At 41.6% G+C, this 23,948-nt stretch carries 21 protein-coding genes; 4 read left to right on the forward strand and 17 right to left on the reverse strand.

Going from position 1 to position 23,948, the window contains the following annotated elements; all coding sequences use genetic code 11:
* Window positions 1-299: 299 nt before the first annotated feature.
* Both CYAN7822_RS16460 and CYAN7822_RS16465 read right to left on the reverse strand, forming a co-directional pair.
* On the reverse strand, window positions 300-3,431 hold the full coding sequence (locus tag CYAN7822_RS16460) for an efflux RND transporter permease subunit (RefSeq protein ID WP_013323392.1): 3,132 nt from the start codon (window positions 3,429-3,431) through the stop codon (window positions 300-302).
* A 90-nt stretch (window positions 3,432-3,521) separates the two neighbouring features.
* Window positions 3,522-5,078 carry an efflux RND transporter periplasmic adaptor subunit gene (locus CYAN7822_RS16465; RefSeq protein WP_013323393.1) on the reverse strand — a complete coding sequence of 519 codons (1,557 nt, stop codon included), beginning with the start codon at window positions 5,076-5,078 and terminating at the stop codon, window positions 3,522-3,524.
* Between the two features lie 89 nt (window positions 5,079-5,167).
* Between CYAN7822_RS16465 and CYAN7822_RS16470 the strand changes: the two genes are divergently transcribed.
* Window positions 5,168-5,722 (forward strand): PadR family transcriptional regulator, encoded by a 555-nt coding sequence (locus tag CYAN7822_RS16470; protein ID WP_013323394.1) that lies wholly within the window; start codon window positions 5,168-5,170, stop codon window positions 5,720-5,722.
* 26 nt (window positions 5,723-5,748) lie between these two features.
* Here the strand turns inward: CYAN7822_RS16470 and CYAN7822_RS16475 are convergent, their stop codons facing one another.
* The 4 genes from CYAN7822_RS16475 to CYAN7822_RS16490 all read right to left on the reverse strand — a co-directional run bounded on the left by CYAN7822_RS16475 (window position 5,749) and on the right by CYAN7822_RS16490 (window position 9,509).
* Window positions 5,749-6,495 (reverse strand): Uma2 family endonuclease, encoded by a 747-nt coding sequence (locus CYAN7822_RS16475; protein ID WP_013323395.1) that lies wholly within the window; start codon window positions 6,493-6,495, stop codon window positions 5,749-5,751.
* A 120-nt stretch (window positions 6,496-6,615) separates the two neighbouring features.
* Entirely contained in the window at window positions 6,616-7,698 is a 1,083-nt protein-coding gene (hrcA, locus tag CYAN7822_RS16480; RefSeq protein ID WP_013323396.1) for a heat-inducible transcriptional repressor HrcA, read from the reverse strand.
* A gap of 128 nt (window positions 7,699-7,826) precedes the next feature.
* On the reverse strand, window positions 7,827-8,171 hold the full coding sequence (locus CYAN7822_RS16485; RefSeq protein WP_013323397.1) for a rhodanese-like domain-containing protein: 345 nt from the start codon (window positions 8,169-8,171) through the stop codon (window positions 7,827-7,829).
* Window positions 8,172-8,708: 537 nt separating this feature from the next.
* A complete protein-coding gene (locus CYAN7822_RS16490; RefSeq protein WP_013323398.1) occupies window positions 8,709-9,509 on the reverse strand; it encodes a hypothetical protein in 801 nt (266 codons plus the stop codon).
* 207 nt (window positions 9,510-9,716) lie between these two features.
* Here CYAN7822_RS16490 and CYAN7822_RS16495 point away from each other — a divergent pair, with 207 nt between their 5' ends.
* Complete coding sequence (locus CYAN7822_RS16495) at window positions 9,717-11,315, forward strand: alpha/beta hydrolase (protein ID WP_013323399.1); 1,599 nt, start codon at window positions 9,717-9,719, stop codon at window positions 11,313-11,315.
* A 191-nt stretch (window positions 11,316-11,506) separates the two neighbouring features.
* Here CYAN7822_RS16495 and CYAN7822_RS16500 read toward each other — a convergent pair whose 3' ends face one another.
* Complete coding sequence (locus CYAN7822_RS16500) at window positions 11,507-12,151, reverse strand: phosphoribosylanthranilate isomerase (RefSeq protein WP_013323400.1); 645 nt, start codon at window positions 12,149-12,151, stop codon at window positions 11,507-11,509.
* 231 nt (window positions 12,152-12,382) lie between these two features.
* Between CYAN7822_RS16500 and psaK the strand changes: the two genes are divergently transcribed.
* Window positions 12,383-12,658 (forward strand): photosystem I reaction center subunit PsaK, encoded by a 276-nt coding sequence (psaK, locus tag CYAN7822_RS16505; RefSeq protein ID WP_013323401.1) that lies wholly within the window; start codon window positions 12,383-12,385, stop codon window positions 12,656-12,658.
* Between the two features lie 69 nt (window positions 12,659-12,727).
* Here the strand turns inward: psaK and CYAN7822_RS16510 are convergent, their stop codons facing one another.
* From CYAN7822_RS16510 to CYAN7822_RS16540, 7 genes are all read right to left on the reverse strand, one after another.
* A complete protein-coding gene (locus tag CYAN7822_RS16510) occupies window positions 12,728-12,979 on the reverse strand; it encodes a hypothetical protein (RefSeq protein WP_013323402.1) in 252 nt (83 codons plus the stop codon).
* 55 nt (window positions 12,980-13,034) lie between these two features.
* Window positions 13,035-13,769 carry a hypothetical protein gene (locus CYAN7822_RS16515; RefSeq protein WP_157871817.1) on the reverse strand — a complete coding sequence of 245 codons (735 nt, stop codon included), beginning with the start codon at window positions 13,767-13,769 and terminating at the stop codon, window positions 13,035-13,037.
* 10 nt (window positions 13,770-13,779) lie between these two features.
* Complete coding sequence (gene coaD, locus CYAN7822_RS16520) at window positions 13,780-14,253, reverse strand: pantetheine-phosphate adenylyltransferase (RefSeq protein WP_013323404.1); 474 nt, start codon at window positions 14,251-14,253, stop codon at window positions 13,780-13,782.
* Window positions 14,254-14,527: 274 nt separating this feature from the next.
* Window positions 14,528-15,010 (reverse strand): Tic20 family protein, encoded by a 483-nt coding sequence (locus CYAN7822_RS16525; RefSeq protein WP_013323405.1) that lies wholly within the window; start codon window positions 15,008-15,010, stop codon window positions 14,528-14,530.
* A 267-nt stretch (window positions 15,011-15,277) separates the two neighbouring features.
* A complete protein-coding gene (arcC, locus tag CYAN7822_RS16530; RefSeq protein WP_013323406.1) occupies window positions 15,278-16,213 on the reverse strand; it encodes a carbamate kinase in 936 nt (311 codons plus the stop codon).
* A complete protein-coding gene (locus tag CYAN7822_RS16535) occupies window positions 16,198-17,565 on the reverse strand; it encodes a cyclic 2,3-diphosphoglycerate synthase (protein ID WP_013323407.1) in 1,368 nt (455 codons plus the stop codon). Before CYAN7822_RS16535 ends, arcC begins: the two co-directional genes overlap by 16 nt.
* A 269-nt stretch (window positions 17,566-17,834) precedes the next feature.
* Entirely contained in the window at window positions 17,835-19,199 is a 1,365-nt protein-coding gene (locus tag CYAN7822_RS16540) for a UDP-N-acetylmuramoyl-tripeptide--D-alanyl-D-alanine ligase (protein ID WP_013323408.1), read from the reverse strand.
* 438 nt (window positions 19,200-19,637) lie between these two features.
* Here CYAN7822_RS16540 and CYAN7822_RS16545 point away from each other — a divergent pair, with 438 nt between their 5' ends.
* Entirely contained in the window at window positions 19,638-20,912 is a 1,275-nt protein-coding gene (locus CYAN7822_RS16545) for a hypothetical protein (RefSeq protein ID WP_013323409.1), read from the forward strand.
* A gap of 337 nt (window positions 20,913-21,249) precedes the next feature.
* Here CYAN7822_RS16545 and CYAN7822_RS16550 read toward each other — a convergent pair whose 3' ends face one another.
* From CYAN7822_RS16550 to gpmI, 3 genes are read right to left on the reverse strand one after another with little or no spacing between them, the layout of a single operon-like run.
* Window positions 21,250-22,032 carry a peptidase gene (locus CYAN7822_RS16550; protein ID WP_013323410.1) on the reverse strand — a complete coding sequence of 261 codons (783 nt, stop codon included), beginning with the start codon at window positions 22,030-22,032 and terminating at the stop codon, window positions 21,250-21,252.
* Window positions 22,032-22,277: a preprotein translocase subunit SecG gene (gene secG, locus CYAN7822_RS16555; RefSeq protein WP_013323411.1), complete on the reverse strand. Its 246-nt coding sequence runs from the start codon at window positions 22,275-22,277 to the stop codon at window positions 22,032-22,034. Before secG ends, CYAN7822_RS16550 begins: the two co-directional genes overlap by 1 nt.
* Before the next feature lie 41 nt (window positions 22,278-22,318).
* Window positions 22,319-23,917 carry a 2,3-bisphosphoglycerate-independent phosphoglycerate mutase gene (gene gpmI / locus CYAN7822_RS16560; protein ID WP_013323412.1) on the reverse strand — a complete coding sequence of 533 codons (1,599 nt, stop codon included), beginning with the start codon at window positions 23,915-23,917 and terminating at the stop codon, window positions 22,319-22,321.
* Window positions 23,918-23,948 lie beyond the last annotated feature (31 nt).

A 23,948-nucleotide genomic window follows, 5' to 3' on the forward strand; every position in this document is an offset into this window, starting at 1 on the left:
TGAATAATTAATAGTAGGGTGGGTTAGGCGCACCGGGTAATTTTGATGAAAAACCCATAAGTTTTGAGCCGCACCGTAACCCACCACCCAGCTATGTCCGGAGAGCCGTTTGAATTTGGTGATCTTTTCTTATTTGGGTTAGTCCCGCCAATCGAAATGCTATCCTAACATCGCTTAAAAAACATCTGACAACCCTTAGAATAAGAATTTTTTGTCCCTCCAGTTAAAGAGGTGCGTTAACAAAGTGTAACGCACCCTACAAGAAAAGAAATTATTTTGTTGTGCCCACCCTCTTCTCTTTAGCTATTAACTCTTTCTCTAGAGGGCAAAAACCGCTCAGTCAACGACTTAACAACAATATACAAAATCGGCACAATAAACAAACTCAAAAACGTAGCAATTAACATTCCCCCAAACACAGCAGTACCCAAAGATTGACGGCTTCCTGACCCCGCTCCTACCGCTATTACCAGAGGAAAAATCCCCAATAAAGTCGAAATTGCCGTCATTAAAATGGGTCTTAAACGTTCTTGAGAAGCTTCAATTGCCGCCTTCACAATAGACAATCCTTCCTCTCTTAATTGATTGGCAAATTCTACAATTAGAATAGCATTTTTACTTGCCAAACCAATTAACATCACCAACCCAATTTGACAGTACACATCATTGGGAAATCCCCGCAACATTTGAGCAAATAAAGCCCCCATAATTGCCAAAGGAACCGCCAACATAATAATTAAAGGATCGACATAATTCTCATACTGTGCCGCCAACACTAAAAACACAAACAATAAACCCAAGCCAAAAATCAAAGGCGCTAAACCCCCTGATTCTAACTCCTCTAAAGAAATTCCTGACCATTCATACCCTAACCCCGGTGCAAGAACCTGTGCGGCTGCACCTTCCATAGCATTAATTGCCTGTCCTGAACTCGACCCAGGAGCAGCAGAACCAGTAACTTCAATAGAACGATACAGATTATAATGATTAATGGTTTGTGGTCCGACAGTTTGAGTAATGTTGACCAAATTCCCTAGAGGAATCATCTCATTATTAGCAGAACGGACATAAAGCCGCCCTACATCGGCCGGGTTAGCGCGAAACTGTTTATCTGCCTGCACATACACCCGATAAGTCCTCTGTTGTAGGGTGAAATCATTGACATATCGCCCACCCAAAGCGGTTTGTAAGGTATTAAAAATGTCATCAATAGACACTTGTAAGGCTTTAGCTCGGTTACGGTCCACATCAATGAGTAACTGAGGTGAGTTAGCGGTAAAGGTGGTAAAAACTTGCTGTAACCCAGGTGTTTGATTGGCTTTTCCTAACAAGGCTCCTAAAGATTGCATAAAAGAAGGAAAATCCGCGTTAGCCCGCCGGTCCTGCAACTGAAAAGCAAATCCGCCAAAGTTTCCTAACCCTTGGATAGCAGGAGGATTAATGGGTAAAACCCTGGCTTCCGGAATTTGGGCAAATTTTCCCCATAGCCGCCCAATAACGGCTGTAGCCGTACTTTGAGGACCTTGTCGTTCTTGCCAAGGTTTAAGGGGGCAAAAAATAATCCCCTGGTTGGGGGTACTGCCGCTAAAAGCAAAGCCTCCTATGGCAAAGGTTGCCTGAATTTCCGGTTCTTCAAGGATAGATTTTTCTACCTTTTTCATCACCTCGCTGGTGTATTGCAAAGATACTCCTTCAGGTGCTTGAACAATGGTCATAAAGTAGCCTTCATCTTCTTGAGGAAGGAAAGCATTGGGGACTTGGAAATATAACCAAACTGTTACCCCCAGTAAGGCGACAAAAATGCTCATAATGATCGGTCTGATGCGAGACAGAAAAATCAGCGCACTGCGATAACTCCTTCTTGTCCAATCCAAAGCCTGATTAAATTTGCTAAAAGGCCCCATTAACCAACCGGGTAATCCTTGTCCTGGGCGCAATAATAAAGCACACAATGAAGGCGTGAGAGTAATTGCTAAAAACGTAGAGATACTAATAGAAAAAGCGATCGTCAGCGCAAACTGTTTATACAATGCGCCTGTAGTTCCCGGAAAGAAAGCCACTGGCACAAATACCGCCATCAACACCAAAGAGGTTGCAATAACCGCCCCAAATAATTCTGCCATTGCTTGGCTGGCGGCTTCTTTGGGATTCATTCCCCGTTCTTGAATATAGCGGCTGATCTGTTCTACGACGATAATGGCATCATCCACCACCATTCCTGTCGCTAAGGTCAATCCAAACAGGGTTAAACTATTGATGGAAAAACCGAACACTTTTACATAAGCAAAAGTCCCCACCAAAGAAACCGGAATGGTGAGAGAAGGAATTAAGGTAGTGCGCCAATCTTGTAAAAATAGCAGAATAACCAGTATTACCAGTCCTATTGACATTAATAGGGTAATAACAACTTCTTTTAATGACTCTTCAACAAATAGGGTGGTATCAAATGCCACCCGATACTGTATTCCTGCCGGAAAAGTCTTCGATAATCTGGCTAATTCTTGCTTAACTCGGTGGGCTACATCTAGCGCATTGGAACCCGCTAACTGATACACCCCAACTCCTACAGCCTCTTGCCCTCTATACCTTAGAAAAGAGTTATAATCTTGTGCCCCTAATTCGGCTCGTCCCACATCTTTTAGGCGGACTAATCCGACATTTTCATCTGCCTTGAGTAATAAATTTTCAAATTGTGCGGGATCGGTTAGTTGGCTTTCGGCGCGAAGGTCTAGCTGATATGCCTGTCCTTGGGGTGCTGGTTCAGCCCCGATTTTTCCGGCCCCCACTTGAATATTTTGCTCGGAAAGGGATTGAATCACGTTTTGCATGGTTAACCCTCGACTCGCTAGGCGCGACGGATCTAACCATAGCCGCATGGCATAGCGGCGTTCCCCAAAAATGCGAACATTACCAACCCCTTTGACTCTTTTTAAAGCATCTACCAAGTAACGGTCAGCATAGTTACTCAGAAAAACATTATCATACTGTTGATTTTCATCATATAAGCCTATCCCCAGCAAAATATTATTAGACTCTTTACTAACCTGCACACCCAGCCGTTGTACATCTTCGGGGAGTTGAGATTCTACTAAAGCGACTTGGTTTTGCACATCAACGGCAGCAATGTCTTTATCACGAGACGAGTCAAAGGTAACGCTAATGCTACTGGTTCCATCGTTACTACTGCTAGAAGAGATATATCTCATCCCTTCTACGCCATTAATTTGCCGCTCTAAAATATTGGTAACGGCATTTTCAACCACTTCGGCATTGGCCCCGTTATAGTTCGCTGTTACCTGAATTTGAGTAGGACTGATGTCAGGAAAGCGGTCTACCGGCAGGGTAAAAATACTAATGCTGCCCACCAGCAAAATGATGATGGCGCACACACTTGAGAAAACCGGACGCTTAATAAAAAAGTCAACAAACATTGTTAGTTATTAGTCATTGGTCATTAGTCATTAGTTATTAATCATTAGTCATTAGTCTTTCTTTTATGGCCTGTTGTATGAGTGCCTGCCTTAAGACTGTGGCAGAATGGGCGCACCATCAGCAAGGTTGAGAATTCCGGCTGTGACCACTTTTTCTCCGGGTTGGAGTCCTTCAAGAATTTGATAATTGTTGCCTTGTAACTCTCCTAACTTCACTGGCCGTTGCTTGGCGATGAGCTTAGGAGCCTTTTGGTTGGTGGATTCAGGCGCTTGTTGGGCAACAAAAACAAAGGTCGCTCCACCAATGCGAGAAATAGCCGCAGAGGGCACTAATATTCCTGGGCGCTGGTCCCAAATAATCCGAGCTTGGATGAACTGAAGGTTCAGCAGTTCGCCCAATACGTTAGGAATAGCGGCTTTAGCCAAGATTAACTGAGAGTTAGCACTCACATTTGGGGCAATAAAGCTAATTTTTCCAGTGGTGATGATTTGGCCTTGACTATTCAATATTTCTACAGGCAATCCTAGCCGCAATTTTTGAGCGTCTTGTAGAGGAATCTGAAGATTAACTTCTAAGACGTTATTTTCAGTAATGGTGGTCAGTTGGTCACCTTCTTTTACATAGTCTCCAAGTTTAATAGGAATATCTCCAATCACTCCGGCAAAAGGAGCAGTAACATTAGTTTTTTGCAAAGCTACTTGGGCGTTTTGCAAGTTGGCGGCTGCATCTGATACGTCTGCCCTAGCTTGAGCGATTTCTTCAGAACGCGGCCCGTTTTCGAGTCGTCTAAGATTTTGTCGGGCTTGTTCTACCTGGGCTTCCTGTTCATCTATATCAGATTGACGACTTTTTTGAGCTTCGGCTAAACGGCGCTCGGCTTCTCGCACTGCTGCGGTAGCACTCTTGGCTTGTTGGAGGTATCCTTGATATTCATCAATCGATACTGCTCCTTCTTCCTCTAATTGTTTATATCGCTTTACCCGATTTTGGGCTAATTCTGCCTCGGATTGGGCTGCATCTAACTGAGCTTCGGCCTGAGCAATGGCTTCTGGGCGTGCCCCTTTTTTGGCATCCGCTAAACGCGCTAAAGCTTGATTTAAATTTGCTCTGGCTTCTGCGATATCTTCTATGCGGCTACCGGCTTCGAGCATCCCTAGCTTGGCTTTGGCATTTTCTAGTTTGGCTTTCGCTTGTGCCACTTGTGCTTGTAAGTCATCACTGTCTAAACGAACAATCACTTGCCCGACTTCAACGCGATCACCTTCTCTGACTAAAATTTGTGTTATTCGCCCGTCAACTTCTGGCTTGAGATTGACTGAACGACGGGCTTCTAACGAGCCTAATACTTCCGTACTTTTTTGGACGGTTTCGCTTTGTAGTGTTGCTAATTTAACGGGTATGGCTTGGGGTTGTTGGGCAAAGGCTTCTGAAGGATGTTCTCCCCTGCGGCTACTGGATGTCCACCAAGTCCAACCCCATCCTGCCCCACCCAATACTAGCAACAAGCTTAAAATTAGCGACCAATTGGGGCCACCCCGTTGTTTTTTAGGCTTTTTTGCTGTTTTTTCTTGATATGCCACTTCTATATCGTCTATTTCTTCGAGAATAGATAATTCCGAGTAGTTTTTGGACTTGGGCCTATCCATAGTATTTAAAGTTATCTTAATTTCTCTGAGATCTTTGGGTATCTTATTTTAGTATATCAATTATATATATCAGTTTGATATAAATATTAATGATGTTAGAATTAGCGACTTTGGGATTACTGCAAGGAGAACCATTACACGGCTATCGGCTCAAGCAACAGCTAGAGTTATTCATGAGTGGTTGCATCAGTGTCAATTATGGCGCGATCTACCCTTTGTTAAAACGTCTGGAAGAGAGAGAATTGATTGAGGTTTGTCTTGAGGAAGATGGGAGTAGTGGGAATTCCCGTAAAATTTATAGCATTACCGAGAAAGGAAGAGAGCAGTGGAAAAAAAGAATGTTGGAACAACCCCAAGAGAGTTGGGTTCATGCTCGCTCCCGCTTTTTTATCAAGTTTTTCTTTTTTAGTTATTTAAGTCCTCAAGAGCGGCTAAAATTGTTAGAGCATCGTTTGAGGGTGTGTCAGTTGCGTCTAGAGAATCAAGATATAGAAGTGTTTCCGCCTGATCCTTATCAATCTGCGGCTTGGGAGAGATGTCAAGAAGTAATTCAAGATGAAATTGGATGGTTAGAGCGGCAAATTGTGGCTGAGAAAGCGATGTTATTGGATGCGGCTGAAAAAAAGCAGTATTTGTTAATTTAAATTAGGTTTTTTCTCGAGAAAAAAATTCATAAAGAATCAGGATCAATCCCTCTTTCTCGTAATAAAGCACTTAATCTTTCTGCTCGTTGCCGCTCTTGTTCAAGCGCTTGCTCTAATTCTCTTAAACGCGCTTGCTCTGCTTTAATCAAATCATCTACTAAAGGAGGGTCAAGAATTTCCTCAACCGATAAGCTCAAATTAGCTAACTGAGGAGAATTTATCACTTGACCCACCTCATAATCAATATGTTCATAACCGTCTTCATTTTGAGGATTAAATAAAATACGGACTCGTTTTTTATTAGCATCTACTATCCAATATTCAGGGATATCAATTAAAGCATATTCTGCCCGTTTACGGATATAATCTTCACGCCAGTTATCGCTAGTCACTTCCACCACTAAATTAGGGGTTTCTCCAAAATCAAACACCCCTGAACCTGGGCGATCACAAACTTGTTGCCACAATTGAGGAGAACAAACCACTATATCGGGAATACGAGAAGAATCAATTTCGGTTCTAATGCCTGCATCGCTAGTAGCAATTAAGGGAAGATTAGCTGGGGTGCGGAACTCGTTCCGCACCGTAGCAAAATAAAGCTGAAATTGATAGACAAGATACTTACAAATATTAGTGTGTAAACCTGTCGGTGCTGCCATTGGTATCAATTGTCCCCTGTAAAGTTCGTAAAGAGTATCAGTATTATCTTCATAAAATAGATACTCTTGAAAGGTTAATTTTTTAGGGGGGGCTGTTGGGTTAGTGGAAGTCATAGCTAATTTCAAAGAAAATAGTTTATATTTCGCATAACTCACAAGTAGCAGAACAATGTTTTTTATTAGTGATCAAGCGAGATTGGCTAGTGGTTTCAAAAGTTCTCAAATAAAAACCAATTAGCTTAAAGCATCAGACAAGTAATCCGCCGTAGATTCTACAAGAGGAATAGTATTTTCATATAACATTCTTGTCGGCCCGATAATGCCTACACTGCCTATAGGAACATCTTTCTGATTGTAGGTAGCAGAAATCAAAGTACAAGGGCGCATGGATTCTAGAGGATTTTCTGACCCGATTTTTAACGTCACACGCTGAACTAAGATTTCGGGATTAGATATTTCAAACACTAAAGGCAAGAGTTGATCTTGTTCTTCTTCTAAAAGATGTATTAACATTTGCACTTGCTGTAACTGAGAAAATTCCGGTTGCCGCAGCATTTCAGAAACGCCATGTACAATGATAGGAGTCGTCAAAGACGACTGAAGATTTCGCGTTAATTCTCCTAATATTTTTTTAAGAAAGTTCGTATATTGAGTAAATTCTTGATCGAGTTCACTCCAATTTAAAAGGGCTAATTCTGCTAGAGACAGTCCCCTTAATTTACTATTAAGAAAATTAGATAAAATTTGTAATTCTTCTTCGATTCCTTCTAGGTTTTCCTCTAGATTTTCTGCAACCGATAGAGGCGTATCTATTAAAATTGATTGCGTTTGATAACTATCTGTAACGATAATTAGCATTAGCTGTTTTGGAGAGACTTGAACTAGCTGGAGATGACGCAGACGATTAGCTCGAGTTTGAGGTAAAGTAATTAAAGCAATATAACCGCTTAAATTAGCTAAAATTTGCGTTGCTCGTTGCAGAAGAGCTTCAAAACTCCAAGTATCCCAATTTAATTGCTCATTTAAATATTTTTCAACTTTTTTGCCAATTTTTTCATCGGGAGTAATTAGTTGCTCTACATAAGTCCGATAACCTCGGTCGGAAGGAACTCTTCCGGATGAAGTATGAGGTTGATAGAGTAAGCCGGCTTTTTCTAAACGTCCTAAAGCATTACGAATGGTAGCAGAACTAACAGTAAAATTATACTCTTCGACTAAGGTTTTAGAGCCAACGGGTTCTGCTGTGGCAATATAATGTTGAATCGTTGCCCGCAAAATATCTTGATGGCGATCGTTTAAGTTGAGTCGAACAGACATGGATATTAAGAAAATTTTGTTAAGTGGAGAATAATTAGGGAAATTTTTCTGTCAGTATAACGTCTCTTGGGGAAAAATGGGAGATGCGCTCAAAGATTTTAAAACTCCCTTCAGGGAGTCTTGAGTTATTAATAGCGAGGGATATTGGGGTCCACAAGCAGGGAATAGGCATCAATGCCGCCTGCTATATTTTTAACATTAGTAAAGCCTACATTTCGTAACCATTGGCACATCTGAGCCGAACGCATCCCATGATGACATAAAACCAGGGTTTCCGATGATGGCTCAAAGCGAGTTAAGATTTGTGAGGACCATTGAGCAAATTGGCTTAAAGGAAGCACTTCAAACCCTTCTATATAGGCGATTTCAATCTCTCCTGGTTCTCGAACATCGATTAATTGTAGGTTAGCATCTTGAGCGATTAGACGCTCTGCAAGTTCTTCGACACTAATTTGAGGAATGGGTTCGTTCATCGTTTCACGGACTATAAAAGTTGAAAGAGGTTTTGTTATAGATTAGCAGGTCTTTATATAAATTTGTACCTAACCTCTTTAACATTAAGCAGATTACTCTAATTTGCTAATTTTTTACTTTAATCAATTATTTTTTAGTGAATTTAATTTATACAGATTCTTGCAGATAAACACTTAAAAAGCTTTAGAGAGTCCTAACTTCTTGTTGTTCTCTGGGGAGTTGACTGACTATCTCTAGTACATTTTCAAACGTAATCATATTGATCTCTTTAGAAGCTGTCTGTAAAGTAATTTTAACAATTAACAATTATAGGAGTTACGCACTGTGATGAAAAAATCAGGGTTTGAGATTGTTCGATCTGCCTTCGCAAGGCTCAGGACTCACTTCGGACATGAAATCATTATTTTAAGTTTTTAGTGCGTAACTCCTAAAAGAGACGACACCCGTCGCCATGCCCCAGTTCCTTCGCCTCAGAAAAAAGGCTTTAGACACTATATAAGAGGATTGTTAGGAGAAAGCGAGAGAAAAAACTGATCTCAAATTGCGACAGACTCAGTTGAAGATAATTCTTCGCTTATATCCTGAGATTCCTCTAGATCAGAAGTTTTCTTTGGCTCAAGAGAAAATTTTGTTACAGGTGTATTTATTGATGGTAAGTTGGTTGACTTTTCTGCGGCTGTGACAATTTCTTCTTGAGGCGAAGACTCTGTTAGCGGTGAGTGGGTGGCACTTGTGACAATTTCTTCTTGAGGCGAAGACACTGTTAGCGGTGAGTGGGTGGCACTTGTGACAATTTCCTCTTGAGGCGAAGACACTGTTAGCGGTGAGTGGGTGGCACTTGTGACAATTTCCTCTTGAGGCGAAGACACTGTTAGCGGTGAGTGGGTGGCACTTGTGGCAATTTCCTCTTGAGGCGAAGACGCTGTTAGCGGTGAGTGGGTGGCGGCTGTGGCGATTTCCTCTTCAGGGGTAGAAGGAGTAGGCGTTATAACCCTTGGGGGTAAGCTGGGTTGTAAATCTTGAGTAGAAACTCTAGAAAAAATGGATAATTGACTCCCCGTTGCCAATTGACGGATTATGCTTTTATCTAAATTCTCTTTACCTTCTTTTTGCGAAATTTCCACAATTTTATCGCCCAACTCTTCTGCGATTTGAGTAGCTTCTTCTTCAGTTTGAATAGGTTGGTTAGCTATTTTTTTGACCAGTAAATCTAGCTCTTTATCTCCCTTTCTCGTCATGGCATTCATGCCTTTTTGGGCTAGAATACGCTTAACATTCTTTTTTAAAAGCTTGAAAATTTTTGACTGACTAATCCTTGTTTTATTGGCTGGATTCATCTTTTTTACCTCGCTGCTGTGGCTCTATAGAATGATTTTTTAATTGACAAAACCCTAGTTATCCTACAACTGCTCAATAAAATTCTGGTTAAGAAAAGATTATTAATTTATTTTAAAATTTAAGTTATGGGTTTCAAAGCAAGTACAATAAATTTTGAACTAAAAAATTAAAAAATATTCATTGAAACCGAAGGTTTAATCAATCAAATGTTCTCCCGTCTCAAAGTCATTCTAGGAAGTCTGATCGCCGCCGCCCTATACACTGTGCCAGTACAAGCCGCCGAGCAGATAACTTTTTGGTATCCTCCCTTTGGAGAGTTTGAAGTTTCCGTCGATGATTTAGCCGTTTTTGCTAAAGAAGGAAAAATAACGCCCAATTTTTCCTTTTATGCTCAGCACGTGACCCCAAAGCAGTTACAACAATTCCGAGAGCTACTCAACCAGAGTTTTAATGTTGATGTCATTTTCGTCTCTCAATTATTTAATTCGCGCATAGGAGAGCGGCTTGTTGAGCAACTAAGTTTGTTAATTGATAATCCTCCTGATCAAAGTCAACCCGCTTTAAAGGGAGCAATTATTGAAGCCGCAGGGCAACCGCAAGGGCTAACGCTCTTAGGAGTCTTACAAAAGTATCCACTCCAGAACCTTCGCCTTAATACCAACCGAGGCATTAAAGCCGTTGATGAAGCACACGATTTAATGATCAAAACCGAGCGCTTTTTTGCCACTCTCCAACAACAGGCAGCCACAAAAGCCACACCTGTCGCCGCTAATTTAGCCGATTTAACCCAGCCTGGAGCGCAAAAATGGCGGAAAGAATCGTTAACAATTGATTCATCCATTCAAGCCGTCGTCTATCTGCCTGAAGCCGTTAAAACCCCCGCCCCTCTCATAGTCATTGCACCTGGACTTAATTCTGATTATCAAAGCTTGTTATACATCGCAGAACATTTAGCCTCTTATGGCTTTGGGGTAGCCGCCTTAAATTTTCCGGGCAGTGATAGTCAAATGATCAATGATTATCTTGCTGGTTTAGCGACTCCTCCTCCTCCCAATCTTTGGGTAGAACAACCCAAAAAAATTAGCCGCCTTCTCGATGAAATAGAAAAAAAATCCCAATCAAATCCTGATTGGAAAGGAAAGCTTGATCTCTCTAACGTCGGTGTTTTAGGTCAATCTTTAGGGGGTTATACCGTAACGGCTATTGGGGGAGCGCAGGTGAATTGGAATTCTCTGGTTCAATATTGTGCCCAGAAAAATAGCCCCGATCAAATCACTTTCAATTTATCTGTACTGTTGCAATGTAAAGGGGTAAATGATTTACCTCCATCCACACAGCTTAGTGATCCTCGAATTAAGGCTGTGATTGCTATTAATCCTGTTACTAATCCTGTATTTGACTCTCAGGGAATGCAAAAAATGCAAGTTCCCGTCATGCTGATTGGCGGCAGTGCGGATATTTTTGCGCCACCTATACCCGAGCAAATACTCCCTTTTAGCTGGCTAAAATCCTCAGATAAATATTTATTGTTAGTCAAAAATAGCACTCATTTTTCTTTTCTAACTCAGGGATTAGCCAATGCTGTGCCAGTTCCTGAAGCCATACTTGGCCCTAATCCACAACTAGCACAAAATTATTTAAAAGTTCTGGGGGTAGCCTTCTTTAAAAATTATTTGAGTAAACAACCAGAATTTGCGGCTTATTTAACTGAGTCTTATGTTACTCAAATGAGTCAAGAACCCTTACCAGCAATTTTGCTGAAATCATTTCCTGAAACGGACATTGCCTTGCCCAATCCGGGTTAGATACTTTTGTTGACCCTTCTTTTCAGGCTTTTTCGTAATATCCATTACAAAACTTATCAATTTTAAGGGGTATATTGAAATTAACTTAACTTGGTTAGTTAAGTAAAACAAGACGGCTAAAGATGCTCAAAAATCCGCTCAGTAGGGGTGTTAAATTTTTCATCTCTACTGAATAATTTTTATAAATTTTTTTAGGGTTGATTAGCTTTCCAAATCTGAAGTTGTTGAAATAATTGAGAAACTTTGTCTAAATCTTTATCCCCTGGCGCTCGTTCTACACCACTAGATAAATCAATTCCTTGGGGAGATAATTGAGAGAGAGCATAAATGAGATTATCCGGTTTGAGTCCTCCGGCTAATAACCAAGGTATAGGAGGAGAAAATAGTGCTAAACTTTCCCAGTCTAGGGTTGTGCCGGTGCCGCCAAATAATTGAGGATGATAGGCATCTAACAGTAGAGTATTAACTGATGAGAAGTAAGGGGTAGCTTCCTCTAAAAATTCGGCAGATTTAACTCTTAAAGCTTTAATAAGTTCAATATCGGGAAGAGCCTCTTTTAATTGAAGACAAAAATCGGGAGATTCTTCACCGTGTAACTGAACTCCGGTTAAACCGGTTTGAGCCACAAGGGTCGTAATTTCAGTAGTGGCGGCATTCACAAACACACCGATTTTATCCACTTGAGGCGGCAATTGTTCTATGATTGCTCCTAGTTGATGAGGGGTAACATAACGAGGAGATGACTCAACACAGATAAATCCTAGTGTGTTTGCTCCCTTAGCCGTAATGGCTGCGGCTTGTTCTGGCTTGGTAATGCCACAAATTTTAACTCTCATTTGATTTTTAATTAAATTTCTTAGGATAGTAAAGCTTGATTTTTGTCGAGGTACTTAGCAAAACTTTAACATAACTGTTAAGTATTCAAACAAAATGACCTCTTTTTTGCAAGAGCTTCCTATAATGCCTTGTGTTAATACAGACTCCGTCTCCGAGCCAAAGTCCCAAGGGATCAACCGAAGGGACGGGGTTTTAATAAAAGTTTAGCAACAAAGGAGCCTTAAACAGCAATGAGTTCTATGTTATTATTCGCTGCCGTGTCTAATGTGCCCACTACTACTCCTTGGAATTTTTCGATCGCATTAATCATGATTTTTGCCAATTTATTTGCTTTCATCGTGGGTTATTTTGCGATTCAAAAAACAGGGCAAGGTCCCAGTTTACCGCTTCCTCAACTGGCTTCTAAAAAAAGCTTTGGTCTTCCTGAACTCTTAGCAACCGCTAGTTTTGGCCATATCCTAGGTGCAGGAATCATCCTAGGTTTATCTAGCTCAGGTATCCTCTAAATAACAAGCATTGGGCGGAATCTTTTCCGCCCCCTAAACCAGTCGCATCCGTAATTATCTGGCTGAAGTCTAGGACATAAAAGTCGAAGAACGAACCTTAATGCCAATTTCGATTTTTCCATTGCCGAGCATATCCACCCCGGCAACACTAAACATATTAGCTTTAACACCCATTTTTTTAAAATTAGTTTGCAGTTCTTCTATCATTACTTTTTCGATTTTGGCCTCATCATCAGCCACAGCATGGAGAACTTTAGCACCAAGAGAGCCTATGTGCTGTTTAATTAACTCTTCCACATTGGTAATTTCGATAATAATCATGAGTTTTTTTGATTAAGGTTATTAAATACAGCTTACAAAGGCGGATATTGTCTGCTTATGGGCGTTTGCCCGGATTACCAGGACCCGGCATTTTTTTGAGAGGAAGTTCAGGAGAAACAGCACCGGTAGGAGACGCTTTTTGGTTCATCTGTTGTCGTCCCTTACGAACAATGGTAAGCATTTCGGCCAATTGTTGCTCAAGATTAGAAAAAATATTATCAGCATAATCAAAAGCCCCATCTTCAATATCATGACATTCAGCTAAGGCTTGTTGACGTATTTGCTGAAGTTCCTGTTCGGCTGTACGGCGCATCTGCTCAATTTCAGTAATGGTTTTTTCTTGAACCTCTTCGCATTCCTGCTGTACCTGTTGTCTAATTTGACTGGCTTGTCGTTCAGCCTGCTGTATAATTCCGGTTTCGTCTAAGATTTGAGCGGCTCGTTGTTGAGCAGATTGAACAATCTGTTTAGCATAATCCTGTGCTTCTAGGATAATTTCTTCCTCTTGCTCGAGTAAAGCTTGAGCTTTTTTGATCGACTCTGGCAAGCTATCACAAATCATTTCGATTTGATCTAACAATTTATCTTCATTAATTAATCGTAATCTCGTGAAAGGAATCTGAGAACTTTCGGTCATGATGATTTCTTGTAGTCGTTCGAGTTCTTGGAGAATCTCAAAATCGACTTCATGACGACGGGGAGCTTCTTTGGGCTGATTTTTGGGAGAAGGACTACGGGAGGAAGAGTTTCGGCGTGACATGGGCAAAGAATGGGGGCTTAAATTGGACATATTGAGTAATTTAACTGTAATATAGCGCGATGTCCCGAGCGACATTTTCAGGAACTAAATGAGAAACTGAGCCACCGAATTTAGCAATTTCTTTGACAATGCTACTACTTAAAAAGCTATATTCTTTGGCCGTTGCTAAAAATACTGTTTCTATCCCATCCCAGAGAGTGACGTTAGTGTGAGCCATTTGGAGTTCTTTTTCAAAATCAGAAAGCACCCTTAACCCTCTCAGCAAAACATTAGCCTTTCGTAATTTAGCATATTCCACTGTTAATCCTGTAAAACTGTCTACTTCTACATTGGTTAGATGTTGAGTACATTGGCGGATTTGCTCAACTCGTTTTTCTACGGGAAACAGAGGGTTTTTGTTCGGATTGCATGATACCGTGACGATGACACGCTCAAATAATTGCCCGCCTCGTGTGATGATATCCAAATGTCCTAAAGTAATGGGATCGAAACTACCGGGGTAAATCGCTATCACAGGTTTGATAAAGCACTTTCAAGTTTTATCTGTGTGTTATTATTTCTTGCCGCGCTCCTTTTAGGCAAGGGGGAAATTTCCCGCTAGAAGCACTTAGAAATGGGGAATAAGCTTATAAATAAAAGAAACAACCCTTTTTTAAGCTTAATTATCTTAAAAACTTCACTAACCCATCCACTAGCTATGGCTCTAGGGCTAATGAGTTAACCGCTAAGTATTTACTTGAATTTTATAAGCTGATAGTTTCCTTTTGGGTTTTTAAACTGGTGCAGGGCTACCAAGGAAGTTGAGAATAAACTGCCTCAGAAATGGCAGGGATTTCAGGATACAACCCTCTTCCTGACTGAATTATGCCAAAGATACAGGCTGTTAGAGTTCCTAAAAAGATAGTATTATTTAAAGTCAAAATAAATAAACTATTATCAACTAAAATTTGACCCAAAAACTGCAAAATCAAACTACATAATATTAAAGCAATATCTATTAAAATTGCTTGTAAAGTATTAAAGCGAATAAAACGATTGACCCGTTCATTTCTGACTACAGCAAAAAACAAAACAAAGAAGATAATTAATCCGCCAAAGGGAAGGCTATAATACAAAGAAATTAGAGGGGATAAAGGGAGATAAATTAATCCTAAAAAGGGAATCTGCTTCAGCAAAGAGATGCCAAAGGGTAAAGCATAAATCAAAGGCAGTATATAAACCAAGGCCGATAGTATGCGATCTTTAACCTCTGCCGTTGCTGGTGTTGTCATGCTTTAACTCTCCTGTTGATTGTATACAAACACTTAAAGTTTATAATAGCAAGTTGATTGAATAATCACTGTCTCCTTTTGAAAATTTTATTTCTCTGTTTTAAGATCAGGATTTGGGGCAAAGGAGTGTAATCCTAATTTTCTCTAATACTGCATCTAATGGCTCATCCAGTGGTGCCGAGTGCTACCCCCTAGCTCTCTTTAGTTAACGGCGGGGTTGAAAATAACGGGAAAACCCAAAGTCTTCAAACTCCCCCAAAAGAGAGATTATGGCGAATCATAGTTTCTGGCTCCATAACCTCCAATTTGAACCCTAGTACCCCGTTGACCGTTTAAAATCTCTGCTCCATCCTCTAACTTTCCAATACCAGCGTAACCTCCTGTAGCCTCCACAAACCGACAAGCGGCTTCAACTTTTGGCCCCATAGAACCGGCAGCAAAATGCTCTTGTCTGAGGGCAGTTGAGGTAACTTCTCGTAACAGTTGAGCCTCTGGAGTCCCCCAATGGTGATAAACTCCCTCTACATCAGTCAACAGTAACAAAGCATCAGCCTTGAGGTTGATAGCCAAAAGGGCAGCAGCTAAGTCTTTATCAATAACGGCCTCAATGCCGCCAATCGCGCCGCCAGGGGTGATCATCACTGGAATTCCCCCTCCCCCGGCACACACCACCAACGCCCCAACTTCCACCAATAAGCGGATGGTCGCTAATTCTAGAATCTGTTTCGGTTCTGGAGAAGGTACCACGCGACGATATCCGTCCCCATCGGCACAAATGGCCCATCCCCTCTGTGCGGCTAACTGTTGTGCTTCGGTTTTTAAATAAACTGGCCCGATAGGTTTTGTCGGTTGGCTAAAAGCACTATCGTGAGGGTCCACTGCGATTTGAGTTAATAAGGTCACTACCTGTCGGTCTTTGAGATGGTTCCGTAATTCTTGTTCGAGAAGATAACCGATCATTCCCTCGGTTTGAGCATCGAGAACATCGAGAGGATAGGGGTTTACCCCCTTATAAGCTTCGGCCTGTAGAGCGAGTAATCCCACTTGGGGACCGTTTCCATGAGTGACAACTACGGTATGATTTTCGGCAATTTCGGCGATGACGGCGGCGGCGGTTTGAATATTCTGCCGTTGCACCTCGGCTTCTAGGGGTTGCCCCCGTTTTAAGAGGGCATTACCCCCAAGTGCTATGACAACGCGCATAGCTCCCTCCCCATTAAAGCCTGACGAATCAAAAATTGTTCCACTAAATTGCTTAATTTTGGCTGTCCCACTTCGGCAAATTCGTAATGAGCGCGAATAATGGGCTTATTGACTTGGATTAAGTTAACGAGGTTACTGGGGGTAGCCGCTACCACTACGTCGGCCTCAGCGCGGTTGATGGTTTCTTCTAAAGCTTTTAATTGAGTGGCAGAATAACCCATCGCCGGCAAGACTCGACCTATATGGGGGTAAGCATGATAAACCTCTGCTATTTCTGGCACGGCATAGATTCGAGGGTTAATAATTTCTTTGGCGGCGGCGCGAGTGGCGGCTACATAACCGGCTCCATAAGCCATTCCTCCATGAGTGGTAGTGGGTCCATCTTCTACGACTAATACTCGGCGGTCTCTGACGGCTTCTGGGTCTTCTAAGGCGATAGGAGATGCAGCCCTAACAATAGTGGCTTTGGGGTTTACCATCTGAACGGCTTCTTGGACTTTTTGAATATCCGCATCGGCGGCTGAGTCCACTTTGGCAATCACCACAATATCGGCCATGCGTAACACCACTTCTCCCGGATGATGGGTGGTTTCATCTCCAGGCCGCAGAGGATCGACTAAAACCAAATGAAGGTCCGGGCGAATGAAAGGAAAATCATTATTTCCGCCATCCCATAGGATAATATCGGCTTCTGAAGCCGCTTGTTCGATAATTAAACCATAGTCAACCCCGGCATAGACAATATTGCCCATATCGATGTGAGGTTCATATTCTTCTCTTTCTTCGATGGTACAATTAGCGCTGTTTAGGTCTTCATGGGTAGCAAAATGCTGAACCATTTGCTTTTCTAAGGACCCATAGGGCATGGGATGCCGAATGACGGCGACTTTTAATCCTTGATGCCGCAGCAGTTTAGATAACCAACGGGCTGTTTGAGATTTCCCGCAACCTGTACGCACGGCTGAGACAGCAATAACAGGGACTTGCGCTGATAACATGGTTCGTTCGGGGCCGAGTAAGAGAAAATCTGCCCCCGCAGATAGGGACCTTGAGGCTAGGTGCATGACTTCAGCGTGGGTTAAGTCACTGTAGGAAAAGACTACCTGATCGATTTTTTCTCGTTTGATCAGGTTTTCGAGTTCGCTTTCTTCAAAAATGGGGATACCGTCAGCATACAGAGAACCGGCTAAACAGGGAGGATAGCGACGCTTGGCGATGCCTGAGATTTGGGCGGCGGTAAAGGCCACCACTTCCACGAGGGGGTTATCTCGATAAACTTGGTTGAAGTTATGAAAATCTCGACCTGCCGCTCCCATGATGATCAGCCGCTTACGCATTGGTTTATTATTCATTTGTCATCCTCCGATTATTAAATTGTTGCTTCTGAAGTTCCCTATTGATGGCAAAATTCACTCCTGAATGGAATTGAACCCGCTTGAATTTTGATGATGATAATTTTTGACTTTTTCGGGGTTTTTCGTCACAAAAATTAATAAATTTTATCTTGATCCCTATGTATCTATTCTCATTATAAACCCCTGAACAGTAAATAAGACCCCTTTTCCCTTCGGCGGGGTTTACAATAAGTGGAACGGTTAATCAATACCAGCGACAACAGAAGTTAAACGGGTTGGTCGTTGAGTAAACTTTCTACCACTCGATTTAACCCTACAGAATTGGACGCTTTAAATAAAATGCGATCACCGGGTTTGATCATTTCCTGTAGCTGTTGGACTAATGCTTGATGGGTTTGCCAACACTGGGTGGTCACCCCATCAGCACCGACAGCAATTTCTTGGGCTTGTGGATCATCAGTTAATACTAATAAATGATCGATATTTAGCCGCTTAACGGTTTCTCCCACCTGGCGATGAAATTGAGGCGAGTGATCGCCAAGTTCTTTCATGGTGCCTAAAACGGCGATGTGGCGTTGCCCTGGGGTTTGTTTGAGTAATTCGAGGGCGGCTATCATGGATTCTAATCCAGCATTATAGGTTTCATCGAGAAGGAGGACATCATTGGGGAGTTGATGACGACGTGAGCGCCCACTGGGTAAATTTACGGTTAAGCCTTCTGTTAAGGGAGTCCAGTCGAGGTTAAGCACTTTTGCCACTGCTAGGGCTGCAAGGTAATTAAGGGCATTATGCCGTCCGGGTATGGGTAGGGGAAAATTGATGCCTTCTACTCTCAAGGTTTGAGCATCAATCAGTTGCCCGACTAAATCTCCTCCTTCTAAGCCATAAGTCAGGGTTTCTCCTTGCCAAACCTTGTGAGCGGTTTCTATTAATAGAGGATTATCATGATTGAGAATCGCTATGGTATCAGGTGACATCTGTTCGAGTAGCTCACATTTGGCGGCGGCGATCGCTTCGGTTGATCCGAGTCGTCCAATATGAGCGGTTCCCACATTAGTAATGATACCTAGGGTCGGGCGGGCGATTTCGGTTAATAAGGCTATTTCTCCTTTGGCTCGCATTGCCATTTCAATTACTGCATAATCATGGCTTTTATCCAATTCTAATAAAGTTTTGGGAACGCCAATTTCATTATTATAATTTGCTCTAGTTTTATGGACTTTTCCTCTCTGTGATAAAACTGCCGCTATCAATTCTTTAGTTGTTGTTTTGCCTACTGACCCCGTTACAGCAATGACTGGAATGGTCAATTGATTGCGCCACCAATGAGCAATTTTTTGATAAGCATTCAAAGTATCTTTAACAATAAACTGAGGTATATTCTTAGAAGCAATTACGGGAACCTCTCTATCGACAATGATAGCAATCGCGCCTTTTTCCACCGCTATTTCAGTGAATTCATATCCGTCAAAATTCTTTCCCCGTAAGGCTACAAAAATTTCACCATCACTAATTTCACGACTATCAGTGGTGATTCCGGTTACCGTTTTTTCAGAAAATATAGCAAGTAAATTAGTTTCTGGTAATTCAAGGATATTACTGAGTTGCTTCAAAGAAATTTGACTGAGCATATAAGGTATGATTACTGAATTAAATCTACAAAAGGGTTGAATGTTAGTTTTTTTTAAAGGAGTGATCTAGATCACATACAAAAATGATTTAAAAAGTTATTTTAGAGATTACAATATCTTGATATATTAGCTATAATAAAGTAAAGGGTGACTCTGGCATAGAGTAACCATTGTCCCATAAATTGGGGTAATGTGATCATTGAGTGATCATTAACAAACCAGCTAACTTAGAGAGTTGGGACCTCAAGAGGCAAGACAAACAAGCTATAGAATATTAAGGAATGAGGGTTGGGGAAGCATCAATGATAAACGTTCATTGGAGGATAGTCAATCGATTAAACCACAAGAGTGTAGAACTTGTTCCACGCGCGAGTCAGTTACGATTAACTATCTTACAGCCCCAATATAGAGCCGGTTAACAAAGGAGGGCTGATTAAAATGTCAGTATCTACTCATAAATTTGAGGATAGACAATCTAGACAACAGGAGCAACTCCTATACGATTATCTACTAGGTCGAGTACAAACTGATACTCCTGAGAATTTGCTCGAGGAGTTTCGAGAGTTATTTATTGAAGGCAGGGGCTTTCGAGAAGCTCAAGTTTACACGGCGCTGGAAAATCTCATTAAAGCTAAAGATGCACAAGAGCGGTTTTATTATTGCTTTAATCGTTGCTGCCACATTCTGGTTAACCGTTGGCAAATGCTGCCGCAGCATCAGCAAGCTATTCCAGAATTAGTTAAATTATTAGAGAATTTAGTCCCAGCGCGGCAAGGAGTCTCGACGACACCAAACCGGTTGCGGTTGTTGGTAAAGGAATTTACCCTCTCGGATGACTATATTAAGTTAGAGCGTTTAGCTCGTATCATTGATAATAAAGGTAAAACGAATAATTCCATTGGGACTTTAATTAATCGTTATCCTTATTTATATGACCATTGTTTGCTCAGTGACGAAAGCTCCCAAGAACACCAGCAAACGGTACGACAAATTAAACGTAAGATCGAGAAAAATTATGAAATTAATCTGTCTCGATATGTGACTTATCAGGTCAGAATGGCTCAATTGGCTAGAAGAAACGAATTGTCGTCTGAAAGCGCAGGATTGATTCAGCCGGTTAAAAATCCGACTTTGTTAAGTGATAGAGAATTGAGTAAATCACTCAAACAATATGTAGGAACGGTGGAAGGAGGTTACACTTATAAAAGTTTATCACAAAATTTTATAACTCATACCAATTTTACGCCCAATTATCAAGCGTTTAAAGATGATTTATATGAATATTTAGTTTCTTCTTTTGAGAATCGTCGAGGGAAATTTCCGCAAAAATTATACCAGATTATTCAAAATACTTTATCTGAATGTAATCGTCAAAAACCGAATGAGTTTCTGATGTTGCGGACTTCGAGTCAGCTATTAAATTATTTAGTGGTTGACAGTGCCCAAAATCCTCAGCATTATGTTTTTATTGATCTGATTACTAATATGGGGGTAACGGGGACGATTGGATTATTATTAAAATTGATTTTAATTTGTAAAAAGGTTAAGCCCTATTTAGAAAAGCGTTTTTCAATTTTGTTTAATCATTATGAAGGTTTTGCGACAGATGGCGCACCTTGGTTAGTGAAAACTTTAGAAAATCTTCAGCTTGCTTTTAGTCTGAATTTTGGTAAAGTGGATATTTCTAGTTTACAACAACTTAAGAGTCGTTGAGGTTAGGAAAAAGCGAATAGGACAAGGTAGAAAACCGTTGTTACGGTTTATTTTTGTGCGAAAAGTTAGCTCAATTGAGGGGGATTGAGGTAATATTTTCAAAACGGTAACCAGATTAACCATAAAAAATCCTTGAGCCGGATATTCTGATCTATAGAAGAACCAATTAGAGTTTTAGCGTGATAGGCAGATGATGAGGGATATTTTTATATTTTCCCTTTTATCTGCCCTTAACTCTTGTTTTTGACTTTTGGGCGATAGTAGGGGTTAATATAACTATTCCCCTACTTTTACCCTAATACTATAACAAGCACCCTCGAAAAAACCGATCTAAAACTTAATTTCCCTGACTCATTGTCCAGCCTAATCTAGTTGGTTGCTCATAAACTTTTTTAAGAGTATTAATATCCCGTACAGAAATGGGCGGCGGGTTACGAACCTGAGAAAAGTATAACGCATCGGTTTCTACGGGACTGTGCCCCCAAATACCCAAAGCATGACCTAATTCATGCCGCACTGCTGATAAGATCAATTCCTGACTTAAATTAGGACTAATTTGAATCGTCATGCGATGGCACAAAATCGGGGGATTATCTGCTCGAATATACAACTTATAATCGGTTTGGGCTGATCTGGCCCGAGGAATTTCTAATTTACCGGTTTCGGGGTTGATCTTTGCCCCCAGAGAAGGATTATCGCGCTTGATGATAATATCTGCTGATTCCTCCTGTTGAATCTCAATTAAAGGTAAATATTGATTCCACTCGGTGATCGCCTGCTTCACTAACTCTGCCCATTGCTCAAAGCGGCGCTTTGCCGCAGAATGATCACCAGAGAGGTTAGGCTGGTCCCAATACACTTTAATGGGAAACTCTGACCAAATTAAAGACCCTACAGGGGTTGATTCCATCAAAGAAAAATAATCGCCGCTATTTTGGCTATCGTTCCAGTTTTTTAGGGTAAGAGGTAAAGGATGAGCCTGTAAAGGCGGTAAAGATACCTCAGAGTCCTTAGCCTCTCCTCTTGGCAACCCGAATAAACCCACCGTAATTATGGCGATCACCAAGAAGAAGACAAGGGAATTAACAGACACAAGTCGTCTCATCCGGATGAGAAGCATTAACCACTAGGGGTACTCTCTAACCAACCTGCACTAAGGACAATGGTTAAAGCGATAAAAAGACTACTTAGAGTCCAAGTAATTTGGTTGAGGGTTTTTTCGGCTGATTTAGCGCTGGTAAACAGTTGAGCTTGTCCACCGATGCCGCCGAGTCCATCGCCTTTAGGGCTGTGTAATAATACCAGAACAATTAGCAAACCGGCACATAATGCCCAAATAATTTTAACGATCTGTACAATATTCATCTAAACGTTACCCCAAAGTTAATGATCTCATTATCCACTGCTTAGAGGGAAATTCGCACCGGTGTGCGATTGGTTTTTACATCAATCTCTGCCGGCACAATCAACGACTTACCCGTCATATTTTCGGGTTTAGGTAATTGTAAAATATCTAGGATAGTTGGGGCAATATCGGCTAACCGTCCATCATCTCGCAAGGTAACATGACCGCCATGGCCGGGGATTTTTCGTTTTTCCCCTTCTACCAAGATAAACGGTACTGGGTTAGTGGTATGAGCCGTCCAAGGATTTCCTTCTTCATCGCGCATATACTCAGCGTTTCCGTGATCAGCGATAATGATCGCCGTTCCTCCCATTTTATGGATGCTGTTTAATAACTGTCCCAGACATTGATCGACTTTTTCAATGGCTTTAGCAGCCGCTTCAATATTGCCCGTATGCCCTACCATATCCGGGTTAGCATAGTTCATCACCACTAAAGAATAAATCCCTTTTTCAATAGCGGCGCAAGCGGTATCTGTAACAGCTTGGGCAGACATTTCTGGGGCTAGATCATAAGTCGCTACCATTGGACTTTGAATTAATTCGCGATCTTCGCCTTCAAAGGGTTTTTCGAGTCCACCGTTAAAAAAGTAGGTCACGTGGGGATATTTTTCGGTTTCTGCGGTGCGGAATTGACGCAGGCCATGGTTAGCGATCACTTCTCCGAGAATGTTAGTCAGGTTTTGGGGTTCAAAGGCCACCTGAACGGGTAACTTGGGGTCGTATTGAGTAAAAGTGACAAAACTGAGGGGTTGAATCAGTTTGCGCTCAAATCCGTCAAAATTTGGCATAGTGAACGCATAACACAACTGTCTGGCGCGATCAGGACGGAAGTTATAGAAAATAATGCCATCTCCGGATTCTACTGCACCCGGAGCAACTCGAGTGGGTAGAATAAACTCATCTGTAATATCTTTCGCGTAGGAGTCTTTGAGAATTTGTAGGGCCGTTCGTCCATCTCCGGGTCCGTCTTGTGTCAGGAGATCATAAGCTTTTTTCACGCGGTCCCAACGGCGATCTCGGTCCATGGCATAATAGCGGCCACAGATAGTAGAAATCCGTCCGATGCCGATTTTATCGATATGTGCTTGAATTTGGGCAATCGCTTTTACGCCTTCGTTAGGGTTGGTATCTCGTCCATCGGTGATCGCATGAACACAGACATTTGAGATAGATTGTAATTTAGCCAAGTCTAACAATCCCAGTAAATGACACAAATGGGAATGCACACCGCCTTCTGAACACAACCCAATCAGATGTAATTTTCCCCCTCTAGCTTTTACTTCTTGACAAAGGTTCACTAATGCCGGATTGTGGAAAATAGAACCATCCTCAACGGCATCAGTAATCCTTACTAATTCTTGTGGCACAATCCGTCCGGCACCTATATTAAGGTGTCCTACTTCTGAGTTCCCCATTTGACCCTCTGGCAGTCCAACGTCTTTGCCGGAGGTACGAATCAAAGTTCTGGGATAAACTTCCCAGAGACTATCCATAATTGGGGTATTAGCAACCGCGATGGCGTTGTTTTCTGTGGCTTCTCGATAACCCCAGCCATCTAGTATAACTAGCACCACAGGAGCTATAGGTGCGTGTGCCATGATTGTTACCCTACCAGTTTTTTTGCTTTGC

Source organism: Gloeothece verrucosa PCC 7822, from assembly GCF_000147335.1.
Taxonomy (GTDB): domain Bacteria; phylum Cyanobacteriota; class Cyanobacteriia; order Cyanobacteriales; family Microcystaceae; genus Gloeothece; species Gloeothece verrucosa.

Excerpts from the sequence above, each read along its gene's own strand:
- CYAN7822_RS16460 (WP_013323392.1), bottom strand. The coding sequence starts at position 3,431 with ATGTTTGTTGACTTTTTTATTAAGCGTCCGGTTTTCTCAAGTGTGTGC.
- CYAN7822_RS16465 (WP_013323393.1), bottom strand. The coding sequence starts at position 5,078 with ATGGATAGGCCCAAGTCCAAAAACTACTCGGAATTATCTATTCTCGAA.
- CYAN7822_RS16470 (WP_013323394.1), top strand. The coding sequence starts at position 5,168 with ATGATGTTAGAATTAGCGACTTTGGGATTACTGCAAGGAGAACCATTA.
- CYAN7822_RS16475 (WP_013323395.1), bottom strand. The coding sequence starts at position 6,495 with ATGACTTCCACTAACCCAACAGCCCCCCCTAAAAAATTAACCTTTCAA.
- hrcA (WP_013323396.1), bottom strand. The coding sequence starts at position 7,698 with ATGTCTGTTCGACTCAACTTAAACGATCGCCATCAAGATATTTTGCGG.
- CYAN7822_RS16485 (WP_013323397.1), bottom strand. The coding sequence starts at position 8,171 with ATGAACGAACCCATTCCTCAAATTAGTGTCGAAGAACTTGCAGAGCGT.
- CYAN7822_RS16490 (WP_013323398.1), bottom strand. The coding sequence starts at position 9,509 with ATGAATCCAGCCAATAAAACAAGGATTAGTCAGTCAAAAATTTTCAAG.
- CYAN7822_RS16495 (WP_013323399.1), top strand. The coding sequence starts at position 9,717 with ATGTTCTCCCGTCTCAAAGTCATTCTAGGAAGTCTGATCGCCGCCGCC.
- CYAN7822_RS16500 (WP_013323400.1), bottom strand. The coding sequence starts at position 12,151 with ATGAGAGTTAAAATTTGTGGCATTACCAAGCCAGAACAAGCCGCAGCC.
- psaK (WP_013323401.1), top strand. The coding sequence starts at position 12,383 with ATGAGTTCTATGTTATTATTCGCTGCCGTGTCTAATGTGCCCACTACT.
- CYAN7822_RS16510 (WP_013323402.1), bottom strand. The coding sequence starts at position 12,979 with ATGATTATTATCGAAATTACCAATGTGGAAGAGTTAATTAAACAGCAC.
- CYAN7822_RS16515 (WP_157871817.1), bottom strand. The coding sequence starts at position 13,769 with ATGTCCAATTTAAGCCCCCATTCTTTGCCCATGTCACGCCGAAACTCT.
- CYAN7822_RS16525 (WP_013323405.1), bottom strand. The coding sequence starts at position 15,010 with ATGACAACACCAGCAACGGCAGAGGTTAAAGATCGCATACTATCGGCC.
- arcC (WP_013323406.1), bottom strand. The coding sequence starts at position 16,213 with ATGCGCGTTGTCATAGCACTTGGGGGTAATGCCCTCTTAAAACGGGGG.
- CYAN7822_RS16535 (WP_013323407.1), bottom strand. The coding sequence starts at position 17,565 with ATGAATAATAAACCAATGCGTAAGCGGCTGATCATCATGGGAGCGGCA.
- CYAN7822_RS16540 (WP_013323408.1), bottom strand. The coding sequence starts at position 19,199 with ATGCTCAGTCAAATTTCTTTGAAGCAACTCAGTAATATCCTTGAATTA.
- CYAN7822_RS16545 (WP_013323409.1), top strand. The coding sequence starts at position 19,638 with ATGTCAGTATCTACTCATAAATTTGAGGATAGACAATCTAGACAACAG.
- CYAN7822_RS16550 (WP_013323410.1), bottom strand. The coding sequence starts at position 22,032 with ATGCTTCTCATCCGGATGAGACGACTTGTGTCTGTTAATTCCCTTGTC.
- secG (WP_013323411.1), bottom strand. The coding sequence starts at position 22,277 with ATGAATATTGTACAGATCGTTAAAATTATTTGGGCATTATGTGCCGGT.
- gpmI (WP_013323412.1), bottom strand. The coding sequence starts at position 23,917 with ATGGCACACGCACCTATAGCTCCTGTGGTGCTAGTTATACTAGATGGC.